The organism is Saccharothrix lopnurensis, assembly GCF_042658445.1.
Lineage (GTDB): Bacteria > Actinomycetota > Actinomycetes > Mycobacteriales > Pseudonocardiaceae > Actinosynnema > Actinosynnema lopnurensis.
Genome location: NZ_JBHSQO010000038.1, coordinates 1 through 20864, shown reverse-complemented (window position 1 = coordinate 20864; position 20864 = coordinate 1). Strand labels below are relative to the sequence as shown.

The window sequence follows — 20864 nt, the reverse complement described above, 5'->3', positions numbered from 1 at the left end:
CATACCGACCTGTGCTACGCGGGTCTGGTGAACCGCGGCCCGGTGGGAGGCTCGATGCGCGGTTCAGGTCAGGTTCAAATCCCTGGTGACGAGCAGGCGAACGTACATGCGATCGCCTATATGAATTCGTGGGGGTTTTGGACGGCCGGGACCGACTCCAGCGCCCGCGCGGGCGGTGCCGGGTGAGCGGGGCGCGGGTCGGTGACGGTTCGGCGACGGCTCGGCGCGGCGTGGCCATGGTGCTGCTGTGCGGCGCGCAGCTGTTGCTGCTGCTCGACTTCTCCATCGTCAACCTGGCGCTGCCGGACATGCGCGGCTCGCTGGGGTTCAGCACGTCCGGCGTGCAGTGGGTGGCCAGCGCGTACGCCGTGACGTTCGGCGGTTTCCTGCTGCTCGGCGGCAGGCTGGTCGACCTGCTGGGCGGTCGCCGGCTGCTGGTGACCGGGCTCGCGGTGTTCGGCCTGGCCTCGCTGGCCGGCGGCTGCGCGCCGGTCCCCGAGGTGCTGGTGGCCATGCGCGCGGTGCAGGGCGTCGGGGCGGCGATGGTCGCGCCGGCCGTGCTCGCGCTGATCACCACGACGTTCCCGGAGGGACCGCACCGCAACCGGATGATCGGCTGGTTCGTCGCCGCCTCGGCCAGCGGGTTCGGCCTGGGCGTGCTGCTCGGCGGCGTGCTGACCGACGGGTTCGGGTGGCGCGCGGTGCTGCTGGTGAACGTCCCCCTGGTGGTGGCGGCGGTGGCCGCGGCGTTCCAGGTGCTCGGCGCGCCGGGGGAGCGGGTGGAGCGCCCGCGCGCGGAGGTGTTCGGCGCGGTGCCCGGGATCGCCGGCCTGATCCTGGTGATCTACGGCTGCACGGTCCTCGCCGGCGGCGAGACGGCCACGTCCGCCGCGGTGCTCGTCGCCCTCGGCTGCCTCGGCGTCGGCGTGTTCCTCGCGGTGGACCGCCGGCTGCGCCGCCCGCTGCTGCCGTCGCAGGTCTTCCGCCTGCGCAACGTCGGGGCGGTGAACGCGCTCGGCCTGCTCGGCAACGGCACGTTCGGCGCGTCGACCTCGCTGCTGTCGTTGCAGCTCCAGGACGCCACCGGGCTGACGCCGCTGGCCGCGGGCCTGTTCTTCGTGCCGTTCGGGGTGGGGGTCGCGCTCTCGGCGACCTCGACGTCACGGCTCGTCGCGCGGTACGGCGCGAAGCGCGCGCTGGTGGGCGGGTCGGCGGTCATGGCGGTCGGGACCGCGCTGCTCATGCGGGCCTCCGCGGCGAACGGCACCTGGGACGCCCTGCTGCCGGGGATGCTCCTCGTGGCGGTCGGGGGCGGCGCCTTCTACACGGCGGTGACCATCATCGGCACCGCCGGCGTCCCCGACCGGCAGCAGGGCCTCGCCTCGGGGCTGCTCAACATGACGACCCAGCTGGGCACCGCGCTCTGCGTCGCGGTGCTGGTGACCGTGGCCGGCGCCGGTGGCGGCTCGGGCGCGGTGGTGACCACCTCCGGGACCGCCGCCGCCTTCGGCGTCGCGACCGCGGTGGTGGCGGCCGTCGCGGTGCTGGCCGCGCTCACCGTGCGCGCCCCGCACCCCGCTCGCTGACCGACCGGCCGGGCCGCTTTCGGTGAATTCCTCGCGGATAATGGACTTCGCTCGTGGGGAAATCGCCGGAACGGCGGATCGGCCGGTCATCCCACAGGTGTCCGATGCGGACCGCGTTCGTGTGCTGACTCCACGTGATGACATTGTTCGACTGTGACGCACAATGCTATGCGTCTTCGTAGCCACCGGTGCGTTTCGGACGATTACGGCTCGTGTTCTTCCGTTACGGGACTGGAACTCCCCTGGTCACGGGCCATAGCGCGGTATCGTTTCGAATAGTATTCTCCACATCGGACAGTGGGTGCACGAAACGAAACGGGGAGTGCTCATGCAGGCGTCGCGCAGGCGGATGCTCAATGGCGCGGTAGGGGCGGCGCTCGCCCTCGTGGTGGTGGCTCCGCCCGTGTCGGCGGAGCCGACGGCGATGGTGTGCGCGACGCTGTCGGGGACGGTGCTGAACGACTGGATCAGGCAGGCGAACGCCGGCACCCCGGTGACCCAGGAGATCGCCATGGACGCGGAGGGCTGCACGGTGTCGGTCGGGGCCGACGGCCTCGTACCGCTGACCGGCAGGCTGACCCTGACGGCGCCCGCCGGCGGGCTCGTGCTCAGCGGCGGCGACTCGGTCTTCGACGTCCGCTACCGGGGCGTGCTGGCGCTGACCGGCGTCACCGTCACCGGCAGCACGAACAGCGGCATCGTGAACGCTTACGGCGGCTCGGTCGAGGTGACGGACGGCAAGATCACCGGCAACACCTCCACCTTCGGCGGCGGGATCGAGAACAGCGGCGGCGCGGTGCGCCTGGTCCGCACCGAGGTGTCGGGCAACACGTCCACCGGCAACGGCGGCGGCATCAGCAGCTCGGGCGTGGCCTCGACGCTGACCCTGGTGGACAGCGTGGTGAAGGACAACACCTCCCTCTACGGCGGGGGCATCGGCAGCAGCAACGGCAAGGTCGTGCTCCAGAACTCCACCCTGTCCGGCAACCGGGCCGACGCCGGCTCCGCCGTGGTCAACAGCGCGGGCTCGATGACCATCACCGGCAGCCAGGTCCGCAACAACGTGTCGCCGTACTCGGGCGGCGCGCTCACCAACACCGGCAAGCTCGACGTCGTCAACAGCACGATCGCCGACAACCAGGGCGGTGGCGTCGTGGTCGTCGCGGGCGGGCCCGTGACGGTCAAGGACAGCAAGGTGCTCGGCAACACCACCGACGGGTCGGGCGCGGCCGTGCTCAACGGCAGCGGCGCCGTGGTGACCGTGGAGCGCACCGAGGTGTCGGGCAACCGGGCCGCCGGTGCGGGCGGCGGGCTGGTCAACGGCGCGGGCGGCCTGTTCCGCGTCATCAAGAGCACGGTGCGGGGCAACACCGCCGGCGCGCCCGGCGGCGGGATCGCCAACCTGTCCGGCGGCACCATGACCGTGACCGGTGGCCTGATCAGCGGCAACGCGCCGGACAACTGCGCCGGGTCGATCAGCGGGTGCCGGGCCGGGAGCTGAGCCCCACCGCGCGAACCCCGACGAGGGGCCCGGTTCCGAGGTGCGGAACCGGGCCCCTCGTCCGTCGGTCCTGCCGCCGGTGCCCGGTCACGTGCTCGGTGGTGCTCACGTGGACCCCTCGGGCGCGGGTGCCGTGGTCGCCGGCCCGTGCAGGCGGTCGGTCTGGTCGTCGAACTGCCCGTCGAGGCGTCGGCGGAGCAGCGCCACCCAGGGGGCGGGCAGCACGCCGGGGTGGTCGAGCAGGGCGCGGGCGGCGGTCCGGTCGGCGCGGTCGACGTTGAGCACGCGGTGCGCCTCGGCCGCCGTGATGCCGTGTCGCGGCCGGTGGACCAGCTCGACGAGGTCTTCGGCGGCCACCCGACCGGGGCGCAGCACCCGGCAGTAGAACCCGGTCCGGCCGCTGCGCTGGATCAGCACGGCCAGGTCCTCGACGCCGTGGTGGGCGGCCAGCCTGAAGCAGGGCCGGCGCGGCTGGGTCACCTGGAGCAGGGCGGTGCCGACGGCGTAGACCGACCCCAGCACGGCGTCGCCCTCCAGGACCCCGGACGTGGTGAGGTTCTCGCCGAACGCCGGTGGGGTGAGGTCGCCCAGCTCTCGGGCCCACGCCGGGTAGTGCTCGTGGGGGTGGACGAGGACCGCTTTGTCCGGCCCGCCGTGGTGCTTCCGATCGCCCTGCTCGTCGCCCGCCAGGCCCAGCCCGGTGACCTCGACCGGGCCCGGGACGGGGGCTTTCCGGATGCCCGACGCCACGGTGCGCCCGTGCCAGGGCAGCGGTCGCACCGCGCCGACGGACACGACCAGCACTCGTGGGCCGTTCGCGGTGGGCACGGGACCTCCTCCTGGTCGGGCCGACCGGAAGATCATGCCACGAGATGGATAGCAGTCCTATCCACTTCGTCGCACCACCATCGGGTGATGACCACCCGGAGTGGTGAACCGGGTGCTCTTGGCGCTGCGGGTTCGGCGGTGACTCGCTACTTTCCCCGCGAACCTGCGGTCCGGCCGCACCCGACGAGAGGGAGATCGCACTGTGTGGGACCAGGATTTCGAGGACTTGGTCGTGCGGCACCTGCCCTTCCTCGGGGCGGGTGAGCGGTTGGAGCCCGACAGCGGCCTGAGGGACTACGGCCTGGACTCGATGGCCGTGATCGAGCTGCTGACCGAGGTCGAGACGGCCTACGACATCAGGTTCGAGGGCGCCCACCTGGCCGTGGAGACCTTCGAGACCCCCGGGCGGCTGTGGGAGGCCATCACGCTGTCCCGGGCCCGGGGCTGACGGGACCGTGGCTGACGGGGCCGCCGACCGAGCGACCCCTGCGCGGACCCGCGCCCAACGGAAGGGAAGACCTTGTCGGACGGTGCCCTGGACGGGACCCTGCACGGGCTGGTGGACGACGCGGCCGCCGAGGCCCCGGAGCGGACCGCGGTGCGCGACGCGGCGGGTTCCTGGACCTACTCGCGGCTGAGGCGGCTGAGCTTCGCGGTGGCGCACTGGCTCGCCGCGCGGGGCGTGCGCCCCGGCGACCGGGTGCTGGTTCGGCTGCCCAACTCGCGCGAGTTCGTCGCGCTGCTGCACGGGACGTCCCGGTGCGGCGCGGTGTTCGTGCCGGTCAACCCCGCCATGAAGGCGTTCCACCTGCGGTCGGTCGTCGCCGATGCCGAACCGGGGTTGCTGGTGGTCGACGACGCCGAGGTGGACGCGGTGCGCGCGCTGACGGCGGTGCCCGTGCACGGCCTGCGGGAGGTGTGGGCGGGGTTGGAGGTGGCCGGGCCGGAGGTGCCCGGGCCCGAGGCGCCCAGGCCGGGGGTGGCCGAGCCGGGGGTGGCCGGGGCCGAGGTGCCCGGGTCGTCCGCGCACGACGTCTTGCCCGAACGGGTGAGGGTCGCGGGCACCGACCTCGCCCTGCTCATCTACACCTCCGGCAGCACCGCCGCGCCGAAGGCCGTGGTCTGCCCGCACGGGCGGGTGCGGTTCGCCGCCGCCGCCGTCCAGGCCGTCCTGGGCTACCGGCACACCGACGTGGTGTTCTGCCGGCTGCCGCTGTCCTTCGACTACGGCCTCTACCAGGTGCTGCTCGCCGCCCTCGCCCGCGCCGAGGTGGTGCTGGCGGGCGCGGAGCCGGAGTTCCGGCTGCTGGACGCCATCCGCGACTGCGGGGCGACCGTGGTGCCGGTCGTGCCGTCGCTGGCGTCGATGGCGGTCGCGCTCGCCGCGCGCGGGTCCGGGCCGGCGGCCCCGGTGCGGATGTTCACCAACACCGGCGCCGCGCTGCCCGAGGCGACCACCGACGCCCTGCGCGCCGCGTTCCCCGGCGCCCGGGTGGTGCGCATGTTCGGCACCACCGAGTGCAAGCGGATCACGATCATGCCGCCGGAGCGCGACCGCGAGCTGCCCGGCTCCGTGGGTCCCGCCCTGCCCGGCACGGAGGTGTTCGTGGTGGACGACGAGGGCCGCCCGCTGCCTCCCGGCGAGGTCGGCCAGGTCGTGGTGGCGGGTCCCCACGTCATGGCCGGCTACTGGCGCGCGCCCGAGCTGACCGCGCGCACCTTCCGCCGGGACGGCGACCGCACCGTGCTCCACACCGGCGACTACGGCCGCCTGGACGAGGTGGGCAACCTCTGGTTCACCGGCCGCCGCGACGACCTGTTCAAGCGCCGGGGGGCCCGGATGAGCACCGTCGAGATCGAGGCGGCGGCGATGGACGTGCCCGGCGTGCGGGCGGCGGCCGTGCTCGCTCCGACCGAGGGCCGCGACCTGGCCATCTGCGTCGCGACCGACCTGGCGCCGCACCAGGTGCTGCACGAGTTGGGCGCCCGCCTGGAGCCCGCCAAGGTGCCCGCGGTCTGCCACGTGCTGCCCGAGCTGCCGCTCACCCCGAACGGCAAGAACGCGCGCGGCGACCTGGCGCTGCTGCTCGCGGGCGGCGGGCGGTGAGCCGGCCCGCGGTGAGCCGGCACGCCGAGTGGGTCCGGCGCTACGGCAGCCCGCTGTACGTCTACGACCTGGACCGCGTCCGGGCGGCGCGGCGCGACCTGCGGGCGAGCCTGCCGGAGGAGTGCGCGCTGTTCTACTCCCTCAAGGCCAACCCGCACCCGGACGTGGCCCGGGCCCTGCGCGAGGGCGACGGCCCGCCGTGCCGCGCGGAACTCAGCTCGACCGGCGAACTGGCCGCCGCGCTCGCGGCCGGCTACGACCCCGCCCAGGCCCTCTACACCGGGCCGGGCAAGACCCGCGCGGAACTGGCCGAGGCGGTCCGCGCGGGCGTGCGCGCGTTCTCCGCGGAATCGGTCGGTGACCTGCGCCGGATCGGCGCGGTGGCGACCGCGCACGGCGTGGTCGCGGACTGCCTGCTGCGGGTCAACAGCGCCGCCGGCCACGCCGCCACGGGCATCCGGATGACGGGCGCGCCCTCGCAGTTCGGCTTCGACAGCGAGGTGCTCCCCGACCTGGTCGACGAGCTGACCTCGGTGCCGGGCGCCCGGATCACCGGGCTGCACCTGTTCCCGCTGAGCAACGCCAGGGACGAGGCGAGCCTGGTCGGCGAGTTCCAGCACAGCCTGGCGACCGCGGCGCGGCTGCGCGACCGGACGGGGTTGCCCCTGCGGCTGCTGGACATCGGCGGCGGGTTCGCCGCGCCCTACGCGGTGCCGGGGGCGCGGCCGGTCTACGACAAGCTGCGCGTGGAGTTGTCCGCCGCGCTGGACCTGCACTTCCCGCACTGGCGCGCGGGCGATCCGCTGGTGGCCTGCGAGTCCGGCCGCTACCTGGTCGGCGACAGCGGCGAGCTGCTGTGCTCGGTGGTCGACGTGAAGGTCAGCCGGGGTCGGCGGTTCCTGGTGCTCGACGCCGGGATCAACGCCCTGGGCGGCATGGCGGGCCTGGGTCGGCTGATGCCCCTGGCGGCCAGGCCGGACCGGGACGACGTGGCGCAGGTCGCCAGCCTGGTCGGACCGCTGTGCACGCCCGGTGACGTGCTGGCGCGCGAGGTGGGGTTGCCGGGCCTGGGCGTCGGCGACGTGGTGGCGATCCCCAACGCGGGCGCCTACGGCGTGACGGCGAGCCTGCTGGCGTTCCTGAGCCGGCCCGCGCCGGTCGAGCTGGTGGTGCGGGGCGGGCACGTGGTGTCCGCGTCGAGGCTGCGGCACGACCGGGTCCCCGTCGGCCCGTCCGCCGACTGACCGGGTCCGCTGACCGGGTCCGAGAGGGGGACGTGGGGTGCCCCGGGTTCCCCCAGCGGTCCGGGACACCCCACGGTCGTGCCCCGCGGTGAACCGGCCCCCTCGGAGGTCCCCCGTCCCGGGCACCCGAGCCGACCCCCTCGGGGGTCGGTCCCGGTCACCGGCAACGCTAGACTCCCGGGGCGAGCCGCCCCAGTGCCGGTGTGCACAGTGCGTCCGGCATCCGGTCACCTCCCGCTGCGCCGACCCACCCGCGCCACCCCGGTCCCGGGCGGGGAGGACCACGGACGGGGGAGCTGCCCGGAGTGCCGAGCCGGCCCACGCGGACGAGCGCGAACCACCACACCGACGACGACCACCCGCGGCTGCTGTACCAGGAGGCGACCGGACCGGACGGCGTGCGGCGCGTGCTGGAGCTGCTCGCCCTCCGGTTGGCCGGCGAGGTCGTGCTCACCGGGCCGCACGAGGAGCAGGCGGTCGCCGTCCCGCCGGGCGCGGAGCGGCTGCTCCGCGTGGTCGCCGAGGACGTCGACCGGGTGCGCGCCGGGGACGTCGACTCCGCCGCGGTGCACGCGGACGGCCACGACGTCGCCGTGCTGCCGGTGGGGCCACCGCCCGCGCGGCCGGTCCTCGTCGTCGCGCGCCGGGGCCCGCTGACCGCGGCGGACCGGGGCCTGCTGGCCGCCGCGGTGGACCCGCTCCGGCTGTGCCGCCGCGCCGCGATCGCCGAGCAGCGGGTCGAGCGGCTCGCCGCCGCCGACGCGGCGGTGCGCGAAGCGGTGCTGCACCTGCTCATGGTCGGACACCTGTCCGGCGCCCGCCGGACCGCGGCGGTCCTCCGCCCGCCGCTGCCCGACCTGGCGCGGGTGTACCTCGTCTCGGGCGCCCCGAACACCCGCGGCCGGCTCTCCGCGCGGTGCCGGGACGTGTTCGGCGAGGCCGCCTGGGTGGTGCCGTGCCCGGTCTACAGCGGGCACGTCATCGTGATCGCCCCGGCCGGGCCCGCCGGCGCGCCACCGGCGACGCACCTGATCCGGGAGCTGACCGACGCCGTCCCCGACACCCGGATGGGCGTCGGGCTGCGGGTGGCGCTGCGGGACGTCCCGGTCGGGTACAAGCAGGCGTTCCACGCGCTGTCGGTGGCCCGCCGCCGGCCCGAGCGGTACGCCCGGTTCTCGCCCCGCGGCGAGCTGGGCGAGCTGCTGGGCCACGCGGGGCAGGCGTGGGCCGCGAGCACGCTCGCACCGCTGCTGGCGCACCGGCCCGCCCGGACCCAGGACCCCGACGCCTTCGAACTGCTGGCCACGCTGCTGTCGTGGCTCGACTTCGGCGCCCGTGCGGCCTCGCAGCTCAAGGTCCACCGCAACACGCTGGCCGCGCGCCTGCACCGCATCGGCGCCGAGCTGCGCTGCGACCTCACCCGCTTCGACGTCCAGGCCCGGCTCCACCTGGCGGTGCAGCTGATCGACGAGCGGCCGCACCCCGACGCGGCGGCGGGGGTGGTCGGGTTCCCCGAGCTGTTGGACCACCCGGAGGTCCGGCGCTGGGCCGAGGACCGGCTGGCCCCGCTGCTGCCCGCCAACCGGGCGACGCTGCTGACCACCGTGCGGACCTGGTTCCACCACGACCTGCGGACGGCCACCGCCGCGGCCGCGCTGGGGATCTCGGCGCACGGGCTGCGCAAACGCCTCTCGCGGGTCGAGGAACTCCTGGGCCGGTCGCTGGTGGACGGCCCGTCGGACCGCTACGACCTGCACCACGCGCTCCTGGCGCACCCCGGCTTGCCGCCGCCGGGGTGACCCGTCGGGGTTCGTTACCCGCGCCGGGGCTCACGCCCGCGCCGCGCCCACACCGGCACCGCCCGCGCCGTGACCTCTGCGCCATGACCCCACCCCACGGCTCGGGCGAGCGGCCGGTCAGGGGAGGTTCTTCTCCAGCGCCGCCACATAAGCCTTCACGAGGTGGTCGCGCATCCCGTCGCTCGCGGGGGCGAGCGGGTCGGAGGTCATGCCCCTGCCGCGGTCGAGCAGCCCGGACACCACCGGCATCGACTCGCGGACGCGGCCGGAGGAGTCGATGTAGCGCAGTGCCCGGACGTGGTGGAACACCGGCTCGGGCGGGACCTGGGCGACGACGTCGTTGTTGTTGACCACCCGGAACGTGCGGTCGCCCAGGGCCTCGTCGTACGCCTCGGCCAGGACGCGGTCGCAGGTGCGGGGCTGGCCGAAGGTGTAGACGCCGTGCGCGGAGAGCCAGGGGTCCTCGAAGTGCAGCCAGGCCGCGGCCGGCATCGCCAGCGCCCCGCCCAGGCTGTGCCCGGTGAACCACACCGTCTGCTCGTCGTCGCGCAGTTCCTCGACGGCCGCGAGCACCGAGGGGAACACCGCCCGCAGCGCCTCGGCGAAACCGTGGTGGACCAGGCCGGTGCGGGCCGGGCCGGGCCACGGCGGGGTGCTCGTGTCCGACAGCCAGTCCCGCAGCTGGGCCGGCTCGGTGCCGCGGAACGCGGTGACCACCATGGTCGGGCTCGCCATGGTGTAAGCCTGGGTGTCGCTCAGGGCGAACGGCGGGCTGAACGTCGAGTGGTGGTGGCGGACCCGGTCGAACCCCCACCCGGCGGCGGTGGCCTCGATCCGCTCCGGGGTCTGGTAGGCGAGTTCGGCGGCCTCGGCCATGCAGTACGCCTGGCGGGCGTCGTACCCGGTGGCCTGGTGGTTGAGCGTCGGCGCGGACATCATCCATCCTCGGGAAGGCGACAGGTGGCGGGCGGACGCGGTTGCGCCCGCTCCTCGTGCCTACCGGGTGGTGCCGCTCACCGCACCACCGCCCGCGCCCCCTCACCTCATCGAGGGGTCGTGTCACCCGTCCTCACCCGCCGTCGGCGAACCGGAACTCCAGCAGGCAGCGCTGCCCGGTCAGCCCGGTCACGGTGTCGAGGACCAGGCCGTGCGGTGAGGCGAGCGCGCGGAACTCGTCGTCCCACCCCACGAGTCCACTGTGGCGGGTGCGTCGACGGAAAACCCGCCGCCCGGGGGAAAACCCGGGTGCGCCGACCGCCGGGGCTGTCCTACCCTGGCGCCCGTGATGCAGCACCTGTTCTTCCTCTGAGGGACGACGCCTCCGCCGGTACCGCGAACCGCGGTACCGGAGTTCGCCCTTCCCGCTCATCACCTCTCGTCGGAGGCAAGTCCCGCATGTCCTCACCCCTCCCGCCCGCACCCGTGCGCGCGGCGCACGTCCGCGCGTCCGGCGTCCACCTCTCCTTCGGCGGGCGGCCCGTGCTCGCCGGGGTCGACCTCGCCGCCGCCGCCGGTGACCGGGTCGCCGTCGTCGGGGAGAACGGTCGCGGCAAGACCACCCTGCTGCGCGTCCTCGCCGGCCACCTGCCCGTCGACCGCGGCGAGGTGCGCCGCGCGGGCTCGGTCGGCGTGGCCGACCAGCAGCTTCTGCTCGGCGCCGGCGACACCGTCGGCGCCCTGGTCGACCTCGAACTGACCGCCGTGCGCGGCGCCCTGGCCCGCCTGGCGGAGGCCGCCGACGCGCTCGCCGACGGCGCCCCCGGCGCGGACGACGCCTACGCCGCCGCGCTCGCGGAGGCCGAGGCGCTCGACGCGTGGGACGCGGACCGGCGGGTCGAGGTCTCGCTGGCCGCGCTGAACGCCGTCGACGACCGCGCCCGCCCGCTCGGCACCCTCTCGGTCGGGCAGCGCCACCGGGTGCGGTTGGCCTGCCTGCTCGGCGCCGGGCACCCGGTGCTGCTGCTCGACGAGCCCACCAACCACCTCGACGCGGCCGGGCTCGACCACCTGACCGAGCGGCTGCGCGCCCACCCGGGCGTCGTCGTGCTGGTCAGCCACGACCGGGCGCTGCTGACCGACGTGGCCACCTCCGTGGTCGACCTCGACCCGTCCTCCGACGGCCGGCCGCGGTACTGCGGCGGCGGCTACCCCGCCTACGTCGAGGCCCGCCGGGCCGAGCGCGCCCGCTGGGAGGCGCTGCACGCCGAGCAGGTCGCCGAGCGGCAGCGCCTGGCCGACGACCTGGCCGCGGCGCGGAACCGGCTGCGCGACAACTGGCGGCCGGCCAAGGGGCACGGCAGGCACACCCGCGCCACCCGGGCGCCCGGCCTGGTCCGGGCCGTGCACCGGCGGCAGGAGGAGCTGACCGCGCACGTGGTGGCCGTTCCGCCGCCGCCGTCCCGGTTCGCGATGCCGGAGCTGCCCGGTCCCGGCGGCGCGACCCTGCTGCGGGCCGCCGGGGTGGGCGTGGCCGGCAGGCTCGCGCGCCCGGTCGACCTGGCGCTGGACGCGGGGGACCGGCTCGTGGTCACCGGGCCCAACGGCGCGGGCAAGTCGACCCTGCTGACCGTGCTGGCCGGCGACCTGGCACCGGACGCGGGCACGGTGACCCGAGGCCGGTCGGTGCGGGTCGGGCGGCTGGCCCAGGAGTCCGATTCGCCGGGCCGGCGCACGGCGGTGGAGCTGTACGAGGAGCGGCTGGCCCGGTCGGGCGTGCCGGGCCCGGGGCTGGGCGAGCTGGGCCTGCTCGACGGGTACGACGGGCGCAGGCCGGTGGCGGAGCTGTCGGTGGGCGCCCGCAGGCGGCTGGACCTGGCGCTGGTGCTGGCGGTCCGCCCGCACGTGCTGCTGCTGGACGAGCCGACCAACCACCTGTCGGCCGCGCTCGTCGACGAGCTGACCGACGCCCTGGGCTCCACCCCGGCCGCGGTGGTGATCGCCACGCACGACCGGCAGTTGTCGCGCGACACCGGGTCCTGGCCGCGGCTGGCGCTGTGAAAGCGGCGCTGTGAAAGCGGTCCGGTGCGGCGAACCGCGTGGAACGGCCCGGTGCGGAGGTCCCGCGAAACGGCCCTGTGAAACGGTCCCGGCGCCAGTCCGATCGCATCGGTTCGCCGCGATCGGGCGCGGCCGGGGCCCGGTCGGTCAGGGTGGAACCCGGAAGGAGGTCCCGTGATCTCGGCACTCAACCGGCTCGTCGACCTGGTCGAGGAGCACCTCGGCGAGGAGCTCGACGTCGACTCGGCGGCCAGGGAACTCGGCACGACCGGGTACCACCTGCGCCGGATGTTCTCGTCCCTGGCGGGGATGCCGCTGTCGGAGTACGTGCGCCGGCGGCGCATGACCGTCGCCGCCGCCGACGTCGTGCGGGGCCGGGGCGACCTGCTGGACATCGCCGTCCGGCACGGCTACGGCTCGACCGAGGCGTTCGGCCGCGCGTTCCGGGCGGTCCACGGCGCGGGCCCCGGTGACGTCCGCCGGGACGGAGGCCCCCTCCGCTCACAACCGCAGCTCAGGTTCCGCCTGACCGTTGAAGGGAGAACCCCCATGGACACCCGCCTCGTCGACCACCCCGCGTTCCGGCTCGTCGGGCACGCCGCCCGGGTCCCGCTGATCCACCACGGCGTCAACCCGCACATCCAGCGGCACATCGCCGCGCTGCCGCCGGAGGAGCACCAGCGGCTGAAGTCCCTCGGCGACGCCGAACCGCGGGGCCTGCTCCAGGTCTGCGACGACCTGGACCCCGACGCCACCGAGGGCAGCGAGCTGACCTACCTGCACGGGGTCGCCCTGACCGGCGACACCCCGGTCCCCGGCGACCTCGACGCCATCGAGGTGCCGGCCGGCCGGTGGGCGGTCTTCCGCACCTCCGGACCCCACCCGGAGGCCCTCCAGACGGCCTGGGCCGCGACCGCGACCGAGTGGTTCCCCTCCAACCCGTGGCGCTCGCGGCCGGGGCCCTCGATCGTCGCGGTGCTCGACCGCGCGGCCGACTTCGGCACCGCGACCTGCGAGCTGTGGCTGCCCGTCGAACCGGCGTGAACACCCGGCCGGCCGTGTCCCCCGGGAGGCGGCCGGCCGGTACCGCATTGTGCGGCCTGATCCGGAGAATCCCCGCCTACCATGGGCTTTTCGCGACCACGGGGGGAACGGGCCGATGACTGCTCCATCGCGGGCGCGCAAGCTCGCGGAGCCGGTGGAACGGCTGTTCGGCGGGATCGCCGGTTCGGTGTGCGGGGTGCGGACCGAGGCACCGCACGTCGTGCTCACCTACGACGACGGTCCCGAGCCGGGCGGCACGGAGGGCGTGCTGGCGGCACTCGCCGATGTCCGCGCCACCGCGACTTTCTTCGTGCTGCTGACCCGTGCCCGGCGCTTTCCGGGGCTGCTCGCGGACATGGTGTCGGCGGGGCACGAGATCGCGCTGCACGGGGTGGACCACCGCCGGCTCACCGGCCTGTCGTCGGATGAGGTGGAGCGGCGCACCAGGGCCGGCCGGGCCGAGCTGGAGGACCTGATCGGCCGCCGCGTCACCTGGTTCCGCCCGCCGTACGGCACGCAGTCGCCGCGCACCTGGCGCGCGGTGACGCGGGACGGGCTGGTGCCGGTGCTGTGGGGGCCGGTGCTGCGCGACTGGCAGGACGTGCCGCAGGCCGACCGGGTGGCCGGCGCGGTGCGCGACAGCCGGGCCGGGTCGATCGTGCTGGGCCACGACGGCTTCGCCGGCCCCGCCGACGGCGTGGAGGACGGGCCCGCGCCGGCCGTGGACCGGGGCGACCTGACCCGCAGGCTGCTCGGGGTCTACGGCGAACGCGGTCTGGTCGGCCGTTCCCTGGGCGAGGCGTTGACCGTCGGGCGGCAGTACCGGCGCGCCTGGTTCCGCCGCTGATCCGCCGCCGCTCGTTCGGTGGCAGGTGGCCGTCACAGCAGCCGGTCGGGGGTCAGCGGCAGGTCGCGGACGCGCTTGCCGGTCGCGTGGAAGACCGCGTTCGCCACCGCGGCGGCCGTCCCGGTGACACCGACCTCGCCGATGCCGCGCGCGCCCAGGGGTGCGCGCGGGTCGGGGACGTCGGTCCAGATCACGTCGATCTCCGGCACGTCCAGGTGCACGGGCACGTGGTGCTCGGCGAAACCGGCGTTCACGACGCGGCCGGTGCGCTCGTCGACATCGGTCCGCTCCACCAGCGCCGCGCCCAGCCCCATGACGATCCCGCCCCGGACCTGGGCGGCGGCGGTCCTGGGGTTGAGGACCCGCCCGCAGTCCATCGAGCCGAGGAAGCGGCTGACCCGCGCCTCACCGGTGACCGCGTTGACGCGGGCCTCGCAGAACATCGCGCCGAAGGAGTGCATCGACCAGGTCGCCGCCTCCAGCGGTGGGGGACCGCTCGCCTCGACCACGACCTCGGCACGTCCGGCGCGGGCGAGGACGGCGGCGTAGCTCTCGTGCCGGGACGGGTCGTCGAGCTTGGCCAGGCCGCGGTCGAGGGCGCCGACCTCCTCCGCCGCGAGCCCCGCGAGCGGTGACCCGTCGCCGACGAGTTCGAGCAGCTCGGCCACGAGCACGCGCCGGGCCGCGATCACGGCCGCGCCGATCGACGCGGTCTGCTGCGACCCGGCGGCCATCACCAGGCCGGGCATCCGCGAGTCGCCGTAGGCGAAGGACACCCGGTCCGGCGGGAGCGCCAGCAGCTCGGCGACGACCTGGGTCTGCGCGGTGGCGGTGCCCATGCCCATCTCGTGCGCGGCGACCTCCACGAGGGCGCGGCCCCGGTCGGTCAGCGTGATCCGCACGGCTCCGCCGGGCATCCGGACGTAGGGGTGCGACGCGGTCGCGCAACCGGTGCCCACCCACCACTCGCCCTCGCGGACCGCGCCGGGGGTCGGGTCGCGCCCGTCCCAGCCGAACCGCTCCGCGCCCGCGCGCCACGCCTCGACGAGGTGCCGAGAGGAGAACGGCCTGCCGTCCACCGGGTCCCGGTCCGGCTCGTTGCGCAGGCGCAGCTCGATCGGGTCCACCCCCAGCGCGAACGCCAGCTCGTCCACGGCGCACTCCAGGGCGTAGCTGCCGACCGCGCCACCCGGCGCCCGCATGGTGCTGTTGGCGACGACGTCCAGGTACGCCACCCGGAGGTCGAGCTTGACGCTGCCCACCGCGTAGTGGCTGCGCGCCGGCGCGGTGAACGGCTCGGGCATGGCGTTGTGCCGGGTCGTCGCCTGCGTCCCGGTGTGGACGAGGGCGGTGAACCGGCCGTCGCGGTCGGCGCCGATGGCCACCCGCTGCTCGGTGGGCGCGCGGCCGCCGACCACCCGGAACACGCCCTCGCGCGACAGCGCGATCCGCACCGGCCGGTCGGCGAGCCTGGCCGCCGCCGCGCCCAGCACCTGGTGCTGCCACAGGAGCTTCCCGCCGAAGCCGCCGCCCACGAAGGGCGAGGTGACGCGGACCCGCTCCTCGTCGACGCCGAGGACGTGGGCGAGCGACCAGGCGGTGTGGGCCACCGACTGCGAGGCGTCGTGCACCACCAGGTCGTCGCCGTGCCACACCACCGTCGCCGCGTGCGGCTCGATGGCGTCGTGGTTCTGCGGCGGCGTGCGGTAGGTGGCGTCCACCGACACGGCCGCCGCCGCCAGCTCGGCCTCCGCGTCGCCGATCTCCAGGTGCAGCGGCCCGCGGAACCACCCGGCCTCGGTGCCGGCGGCCTTCGCCCGCGCGAAGGAGGTGGTGGCGGGCTCCGCCTCGTAGGTCGCGCGGACGAGCGACGCGGCGTGGTCGGCCTGCTCCTGCGTCCCCGCCAGCACGACCGCGATCGGCTGGCCGTTCCAGTGGACGCGGTCGTCCTGCATGATCGGCAGGGTGTCGTAGCCCGCCGCCTTCTCGCTGGTGTCGAACTGCGGCATCGGGCGCATCCGGGGCGCGTTGCGGTGGGTCATCACCAGCACGACCCCCGGTGCGGCCTCGGCCTCGGCGGTGTCCAGCGTGGTGATCCGCCCCTTGGCGGTGGTGCTGAAGGCGAGCGCGGCGTAGACCATGCCGTCGAGCGCGACCTCGGCCGCGAAGGTCGCCTCGCCCCGCACCTTGAGCGGCCCTTCGACGCGCGGCACCGGCGCGCCGATCCACCCCCGGTCGGGCCGGGTCGGCGGGGCGGGCTCGTCGTCGGGTTCCCGGCCTTCCGGGTCGGGGTCGCCATCTGGCTCCCGGCTTTCCTGGTCGGGTCCGCCACCCGGCCACCGGCTCTCCGGGCCCGGCCCGGGGACCTCGCCCGCCGGGCCCGGCGCGGTGCCGCCCACTCCACCCACGCCGCTCACGCGTCGCCCCCCGCCAGCTCGCCGAGGACGGCGGTGACGACGCGCCGCGCGAGTTCGACCTTGTACCCGTTGTCGCGCAACGGGGTGGCGGCGGCGAGCTCGGCCTCGGCGGCGGCGCGGAACGCCCGCACGGTGGCGGGCCCGCCCCGGAGCGCGTGCTCCGCGGTGCTCGCGCGCCACGGCTTGTGCGCGACGCCGCCGAGCGCCAGCCGCACGTCCCGGACGACGCCGTCCTCCACCACCAGCACGGCGGCGACCGACACCAGCGCGAACGCGAAGCTCGCCCGGTCGCGGACCTTGCGGTAGGCGGAGCGCGCCCCCGGGTCCGGCGGCGGCAGCCCGACCGCGGTGATCAGCTCGCCCGGTTCCAGGACGGTCTCGACCTCGGGGCGGTCGCCGGGCAGCCGGTGCAGCTCCACCAGCGGCAGCGCGCGCGTGCCCCGGACGCCCCGCAGGTGCACCACCGCGTCGAGCGCGGCGAGCGCCACGCACAGGTCCGACGGGTGCGTGGCGACGCAGGCGGGGGAGGCGCCCAGGACGGCGTGGGTCCGGTTGATCCCGTCCACCGCGTCGCAGCCCTGCCCGGGGTCCCGCTTGTTGCAGCGCGACCCGACCCGGTCGTGGAAGTAGGCGCAGCGCGTCCGCTGGAGGATGTTGCCGCCGACCGTCGCCATGTTGCGGATCTGCGCCGACGCGCCCGCCAGGACCGCGCGGGAGAGCACCGGGAAGCGGGTGCGGACGGCGAGGTGCTCGGCGACCGCGGTGTTGCGCGCCGCCGCGCCGATCAGCAGGCCGCCGTCCCCGCGCTCCTCGATGCCCGAGGACAGGCCCGTCACGTCGACCAGCGCGGCCGGTCGCTCGATCGTGCCGCGCATCAGGTCGACCAGGTTCGTGCCGCCACCGAGGTAGCGGGCGCCGGGCGCCGCGGCCGATCGGACGGCCTCGGCCTCGTCGCCGGCCCGGGTGTAGGTGAAGGGCCTCATCCCGCCGCCTCCGCGCAGGTCTCGGCGATCGCGGCGATGATGCCGTTGTGCGCGCCGCACCGGCACAGGTTGCCGCTCATCCGCTCGCGCAGCTCGTCGTGGGTGAGCGCGACCCGCTCGGCCGACAGGTCGGCCGTGACGTGGCTCGGCGCCCCGCGCGCCACCTCCGCCGCCAGGCCCACCGCCGAGCAGAGCTGGCCGGGCGTGCAGTAGCCGCACTGGAAGCCGTCGTGCTCCAGGAACGCCCGCTGCACCGGGTGCGGGCCGTCCTCGCCGGCCAACCCCTCGACGGTGACGACCTCCCGTCCCGCGCACTGCACCGCCAGCGCCAGGCACGACACGATGCGCTCGCCGTCGAGCAGCACCGTGCAGGCCCCGCACGCGCCCTGGTCGCAGCCCTTCTTCGTGCCGTGCAGGTGGAGCCCCTCGCGCAGCAGGTCGAGCAGCGACACGCGCGGGTCGGCCGGCGGGTCGACCGCGGTGCCGTTGATCAGGATCGGACCACGCCTGTCGACCACGCTCGCTCCCCGCGGTTAGGCCGAAGCAACCGGAACACCGGTCCGCAACGATACGGAGCACTGTTCCGGTTGGCAAGGTCGCGGGCGATCTTGTCAGCGCTCGTCGGCGCCCGGCGGCGCGGTGCTGGCGCGCACGACCAGCTCGGTGGCGAACATCGAGCGGTGCCCGGCGGCGGTGGCGCCCCGCGCGAGGTCGATGACCACCCGGGTGGCGGTGGCGGCCATGTCGCGCAGCGGCTGGCGCACGGTGGTCAGCGCGGGGATCGCCCAGGTCGCGGTGGGCAGGTCGTCGAACCCCACCACGCTCAGGTCCCGCGGCACGCGCAGCCCCAGCCGGTGGGCCGCCTGGTAGACGCCGATCGCCTGGGCGTCGTTGAACGCGAAGACGGCCGTGGGCGGGTCGGGGAGGGTGAGCAGGTCCAGGCCGCGGGCGAGACCGTCATCGAGGTGGAAGCCGCCCACCCGCACCAGGTCGGGGTCGATCGCCACGCCGGCGGTGTCCAGCGCGGTGCGGTAGCCGTCGAGCCGCGCCCGGCTCGGCAGCGACGAGGGCGGTCCGGTGATGGCCGCGATGCGCCGGTGCCCCAGCCGCAGCAGGTGGCGCGTGGCGGCCAGGCCGCCGCCCCAGTTGTCGCCGGAGGTGGAGGGCAGCTCCGGGCCGGGTTCACCGGCGGGGTCGACGAGCGCGAGGGGGATGCCCCGGCTGCGCAGCTGTCCCTGCTGGGCGGGCGTGGGACCGTCCAGGACGGCGACGACCCCCGCGGGACGCCGGGCCAGGACCGCCTCGATCCAGTTGCGGCCGGGCACCCGGCTCTCCTGGAGCTCGGAGACCACGAGCGCCAGTTCGTGCTCCACCGCGACGCGTTCGACGCCCTTGATGACCTCCATGCCGTAGGCGCCCTTGATCTCGTGCAGGACGAGTTCGACGAGGGTGGGGCGGGCGCCCTTCCTCGGCCGGCGGTAGCCGTACTCGTGGATGATGTGCTCCACGGCGGCCCGGGTGTCGGGGGCGACGTCGGCGCGGCCGTTGACCACCTTCGAGACGGTGGCCGTGGAGACCCCGGCCAGGCCGGCGATCTGGGCGATCGTCGCACCGCCGCGGTCGGAGGAGCCCGGCGCGGGCCTCGACGCCGGGGTCATGCGCGGGCCTCTCCTTCCGTGAGCGGGGAGGCGTCGGCGGTCGTGGTCACCCACCGTGCCCGCTTGAAGTTTCGGGCAATGCCCCGAAACGTGTCAATGCCACCGGCTCGCGCGGGCCGCGTCCGTGGCGGAAGCCCTTGGCGCGGCGAAACTTCCGCGCAACATCGCGTCTCAACGGGCGCTCGCCGGTTCGCGTCGTACCGTGGGTGTGCCGGGGTGCGGTCACCCCGGGCCGACCAGCCGGGCCGGCCCGACCGGGGTCCCGCGCCGCCGTCGTTCTTCGTCGTTCGTCGGACCATCTCGCGGACAGGGACAGGCATGAGCACGTCGCCGCAGTCGTGGAGTTCAGGTGCGCAGCGGGTGCCGGACCAGCGGGTCGGCACCCCGGGCGAGCCCGTCCTGGCGGGGCTGGGCACGTCGTCGGCCGCCGGTGACGCCCGGTCGGGCGGGGGAGGGGCCGCGGAGCGCCACCCGCACCGGACGGCGCCCGACCGCCTGCCTACCCGGCCCTCGCTGCTGGAGCTGGTGTTCGACCACATCCACTCCGAGTGGGCGATGGAGATCATCCGCGGGGTCGAGCAGGTGCTCTCCGCCGAGCAGGCGGCCCTGGTGCTCTCCGAGCTGGGCGGCGACCACCGGCCCCGCGACGACTGGTTCGACGACCTGCTGGACCGCCGGCCGCTCGGCGTGGTCCTCGTGGTGGTCGAGCTGGGCGACGGGCAGCGCAGGCGGCTGACCGCGGCCGGCATCCCGTTCGTCTTCGTGGACCCCGCGGAGGAGCAGCCGCCGGGCGTGCCCGTGGTGGGCTCGGCGAACCGGGTGGGCGGCGAGGCCGCGACCCGCCACCTGGTCGAGCTCGGGCACCGGCGCATCGCGGTGATCTCCGGGCCGATGAGGTTGCCGTGCAGCCGCGCCCGCGTGGAGGGGTTCCGCGGCGCCCTGGCCGCCGGGGGGCTGTCGGCGGCGCCCGACCACGTCCGCTACGGGGAGTTCCGCGCCACGAGCGGCTACCGGCACGGCCTGGAGCTGCTGGGCCGACCGGACCGGCCGACCGCCGTCTTCGCGGGCTCGGACTACCAGGCGCTCGGCGTCATGCGCGCGGCCCACGAGCTGGGCCTGTCGGTTCCCGACGACCTGTCCGTGGTCGGCTACGACGACCTGTCGATCAACGAGTGGAGCGGTCCGCCCCTGACCACCGTGCGGCAGCCGCTGCGCGACATGGGCGCGGTCGCCGCGCGGATGGCCATCACCCTGGCCCGGGGGCAGCGCCCGCCTCACGAGCGGATCGACCTCGCCACCGAACTCGTGGTGCGGCAGAGCACCGCCCCGCCCCGCCATCCCTGACGACCGGCCCGATGCCGGGGGGGGTCCGGTTGCCCGGACCCCCGCCGGCGTCACCGGGTCGTCATCGATCGTCAGCCGGCCCGGCAGGAGAGGGCGGGCCAGTTCCAGTTGCCGCCGTGCTGGACGGTGAAGCCGAACACGTTGCCGTTGCCGTTGGGGCGGGCGGTCATCACGTTGCCGGCGGAGTTCCAGCTCACACTGGTGTTCCAGGTGGCGATGACCTTCTGCGGGGACGACAGGGTGACCGTGACCACCCAGTCGTCGGTGCCGGAGACGGTCACCTGGCCGTTGAAGCGGTCGTTCCACTTCTGGCCCTCGGCGTAGGTCGCCGTGCAGCTCCCGCCGCCCGGGGGGTTGCTGGTCGTCGTGGTGGTGGTGGTCGTCGTGCCGGTGGTGGTCGTGGTGGTGCCGCCCGGACCATCGGTCAGCGTCGGGGTGGTCCAGTCGCGCCACTGGGAGAGGGTGCCGGTGGCCTTGCTGTGCATGGTGATGCCGCCGGTGAAGCTGCC

Annotated in this window: 16 protein-coding genes and 1 pseudogene; 10 read left to right on the top strand and 7 right to left on the bottom strand. The window is 75.4% G+C overall.

Translation table 11 applies throughout. The features are described 5' to 3' along the window. The first annotated feature begins 182 nt into the window (after positions 1 to 182). Both ACFP3R_RS27860 and ACFP3R_RS27855 read left to right on the top strand, forming a co-directional pair. Positions 183 to 1586, top strand: coding sequence for an MFS transporter (locus ACFP3R_RS27860; RefSeq protein ID WP_380639963.1), 1404 nt, complete (start codon positions 183 to 185; stop codon positions 1584 to 1586). Positions 1587 to 1914: 328 nt separating this feature from the next. Beyond that, positions 1915 to 3087, top strand: a complete 1173-nt coding sequence (locus ACFP3R_RS27855) for a right-handed parallel beta-helix repeat-containing protein (RefSeq protein WP_380639961.1) — start codon at positions 1915 to 1917, stop codon at positions 3085 to 3087. A 105-nt stretch (positions 3088 to 3192) separates the two neighbouring features. On the opposite strand, the gene ACFP3R_RS27850 is transcribed toward ACFP3R_RS27855, so the two are convergent. Further along, positions 3193 to 3915, bottom strand: coding sequence for an MOSC domain-containing protein (locus ACFP3R_RS27850; RefSeq protein WP_380639959.1), 723 nt, complete (start codon positions 3913 to 3915; stop codon positions 3193 to 3195). Between the two features lie 202 nt (positions 3916 to 4117). Between ACFP3R_RS27850 and ACFP3R_RS27845 the strand changes: the two genes are divergently transcribed. From ACFP3R_RS27845 to ACFP3R_RS27830, 4 genes are all read left to right on the top strand, one after another. Beyond that, on the top strand, positions 4118 to 4363 hold the full coding sequence (locus ACFP3R_RS27845; RefSeq protein WP_380639957.1) for an acyl carrier protein: 246 nt from the start codon (positions 4118 to 4120) through the stop codon (positions 4361 to 4363). A 72-nt stretch (positions 4364 to 4435) separates the two neighbouring features. Beyond that, positions 4436 to 6022, top strand: coding sequence for an AMP-binding protein (locus tag ACFP3R_RS27840; RefSeq protein WP_380639955.1), 1587 nt, complete (start codon positions 4436 to 4438; stop codon positions 6020 to 6022). Positions 6023 to 6033: 11 nt separating this feature from the next. Beyond that, positions 6034 to 7266 (top strand): type III PLP-dependent enzyme domain-containing protein, encoded by a 1233-nt coding sequence (locus tag ACFP3R_RS27835; RefSeq protein ID WP_380639953.1) that lies wholly within the window; start codon positions 6034 to 6036, stop codon positions 7264 to 7266. 305 nt (positions 7267 to 7571) lie between these two features. After that, on the top strand, positions 7572 to 9065 hold the full coding sequence (locus ACFP3R_RS27830) for a helix-turn-helix domain-containing protein (protein ID WP_380639951.1): 1494 nt from the start codon (positions 7572 to 7574) through the stop codon (positions 9063 to 9065). Positions 9066 to 9182: 117 nt separating this feature from the next. On the opposite strand, the gene ACFP3R_RS27825 is transcribed toward ACFP3R_RS27830, so the two are convergent. Then, positions 9183 to 10001, bottom strand: a complete 819-nt coding sequence (locus tag ACFP3R_RS27825; protein WP_380639949.1) for a lipase family protein — start codon at positions 9999 to 10001, stop codon at positions 9183 to 9185. Between the two features lie 459 nt (positions 10002 to 10460). Here ACFP3R_RS27825 and ACFP3R_RS27820 point away from each other — a divergent pair, with 459 nt between their 5' ends. From ACFP3R_RS27820 to ACFP3R_RS27810, 3 genes are all read left to right on the top strand, one after another. Further along, on the top strand, positions 10461 to 12062 hold the full coding sequence (locus ACFP3R_RS27820) for an ABC-F family ATP-binding cassette domain-containing protein (protein WP_380639947.1): 1602 nt from the start codon (positions 10461 to 10463) through the stop codon (positions 12060 to 12062). Between the two features lie 174 nt (positions 12063 to 12236). Then, positions 12237 to 13106, top strand: coding sequence for an AraC family transcriptional regulator (locus ACFP3R_RS27815; RefSeq protein ID WP_380639945.1), 870 nt, complete (start codon positions 12237 to 12239; stop codon positions 13104 to 13106). Between the two features lie 115 nt (positions 13107 to 13221). After that, positions 13222 to 13953 (top strand): polysaccharide deacetylase family protein, encoded by a 732-nt coding sequence (locus ACFP3R_RS27810; RefSeq protein WP_380639943.1) that lies wholly within the window; start codon positions 13222 to 13224, stop codon positions 13951 to 13953. A gap of 32 nt (positions 13954 to 13985) precedes the next feature. Here ACFP3R_RS27810 and ACFP3R_RS27805 read toward each other — a convergent pair whose 3' ends face one another. The 4 genes from ACFP3R_RS27805 to ACFP3R_RS27790 all read right to left on the bottom strand — a co-directional run bounded on the left by ACFP3R_RS27805 (position 13986) and on the right by ACFP3R_RS27790 (position 19011). Further along, positions 13986 to 16370, bottom strand: a complete 2385-nt coding sequence (locus tag ACFP3R_RS27805) for a xanthine dehydrogenase family protein molybdopterin-binding subunit (protein WP_380639941.1) — start codon at positions 16368 to 16370, stop codon at positions 13986 to 13988. Further along, complete coding sequence (locus ACFP3R_RS27800) at positions 16367 to 17353, bottom strand: FAD binding domain-containing protein (RefSeq protein ID WP_380639939.1); 987 nt, start codon at positions 17351 to 17353, stop codon at positions 16367 to 16369. The genes ACFP3R_RS27805 and ACFP3R_RS27800 overlap by 4 nt, the downstream gene beginning before the upstream one ends. After that, positions 17350 to 17871, bottom strand: a complete 522-nt coding sequence (locus ACFP3R_RS27795) for a 2Fe-2S iron-sulfur cluster-binding protein (RefSeq protein WP_380639937.1) — start codon at positions 17869 to 17871, stop codon at positions 17350 to 17352. The genes ACFP3R_RS27800 and ACFP3R_RS27795 overlap by 4 nt, the downstream gene beginning before the upstream one ends. Before the next feature lie 93 nt (positions 17872 to 17964). Further along, entirely contained in the window at positions 17965 to 19011 is a 1047-nt protein-coding gene (locus tag ACFP3R_RS27790; protein ID WP_380639935.1) for a LacI family DNA-binding transcriptional regulator, read from the bottom strand. 318 nt (positions 19012 to 19329) lie between these two features. Between ACFP3R_RS27790 and ACFP3R_RS27785 the strand changes: the two genes are divergently transcribed. Next, positions 19330 to 20355 carry a substrate-binding domain-containing protein gene (locus tag ACFP3R_RS27785; RefSeq protein ID WP_380639933.1) on the top strand — a complete coding sequence of 342 codons (1026 nt, stop codon included), beginning with the start codon at positions 19330 to 19332 and terminating at the stop codon, positions 20353 to 20355. Positions 20356 to 20426: 71 nt separating this feature from the next. On the opposite strand, the pseudogene ACFP3R_RS27780 reads toward ACFP3R_RS27785, so the two are convergent. Then, a pseudogene (locus ACFP3R_RS27780) lies at positions 20427 to 20864 on the bottom strand (hypothetical protein); the annotation flags it as partial.

Coding starts and splice junctions, on each gene's coding strand:
- ACFP3R_RS27855 (WP_380639961.1), top strand. CDS start 1,915: ATGCAGGCGTCGCGCAGGCGGATGCTCAATGGCGCGGTAGGGGCGGCG.
- ACFP3R_RS27825 (WP_380639949.1), bottom strand. CDS start 10,001: ATGTCCGCGCCGACGCTCAACCACCAGGCCACCGGGTACGACGCCCGC.
- ACFP3R_RS27820 (WP_380639947.1), top strand. CDS start 10,461: ATGTCCTCACCCCTCCCGCCCGCACCCGTGCGCGCGGCGCACGTCCGC.
- ACFP3R_RS27810 (WP_380639943.1), top strand. CDS start 13,222: ATGACTGCTCCATCGCGGGCGCGCAAGCTCGCGGAGCCGGTGGAACGG.
- ACFP3R_RS27800 (WP_380639939.1), bottom strand. CDS start 17,353: ATGAGGCCCTTCACCTACACCCGGGCCGGCGACGAGGCCGAGGCCGTC.
- ACFP3R_RS27790 (WP_380639935.1), bottom strand. CDS start 19,011: ATGACCCCGGCGTCGAGGCCCGCGCCGGGCTCCTCCGACCGCGGCGGT.
- ACFP3R_RS27785 (WP_380639933.1), top strand. CDS start 19,330: ATGAGCACGTCGCCGCAGTCGTGGAGTTCAGGTGCGCAGCGGGTGCCG.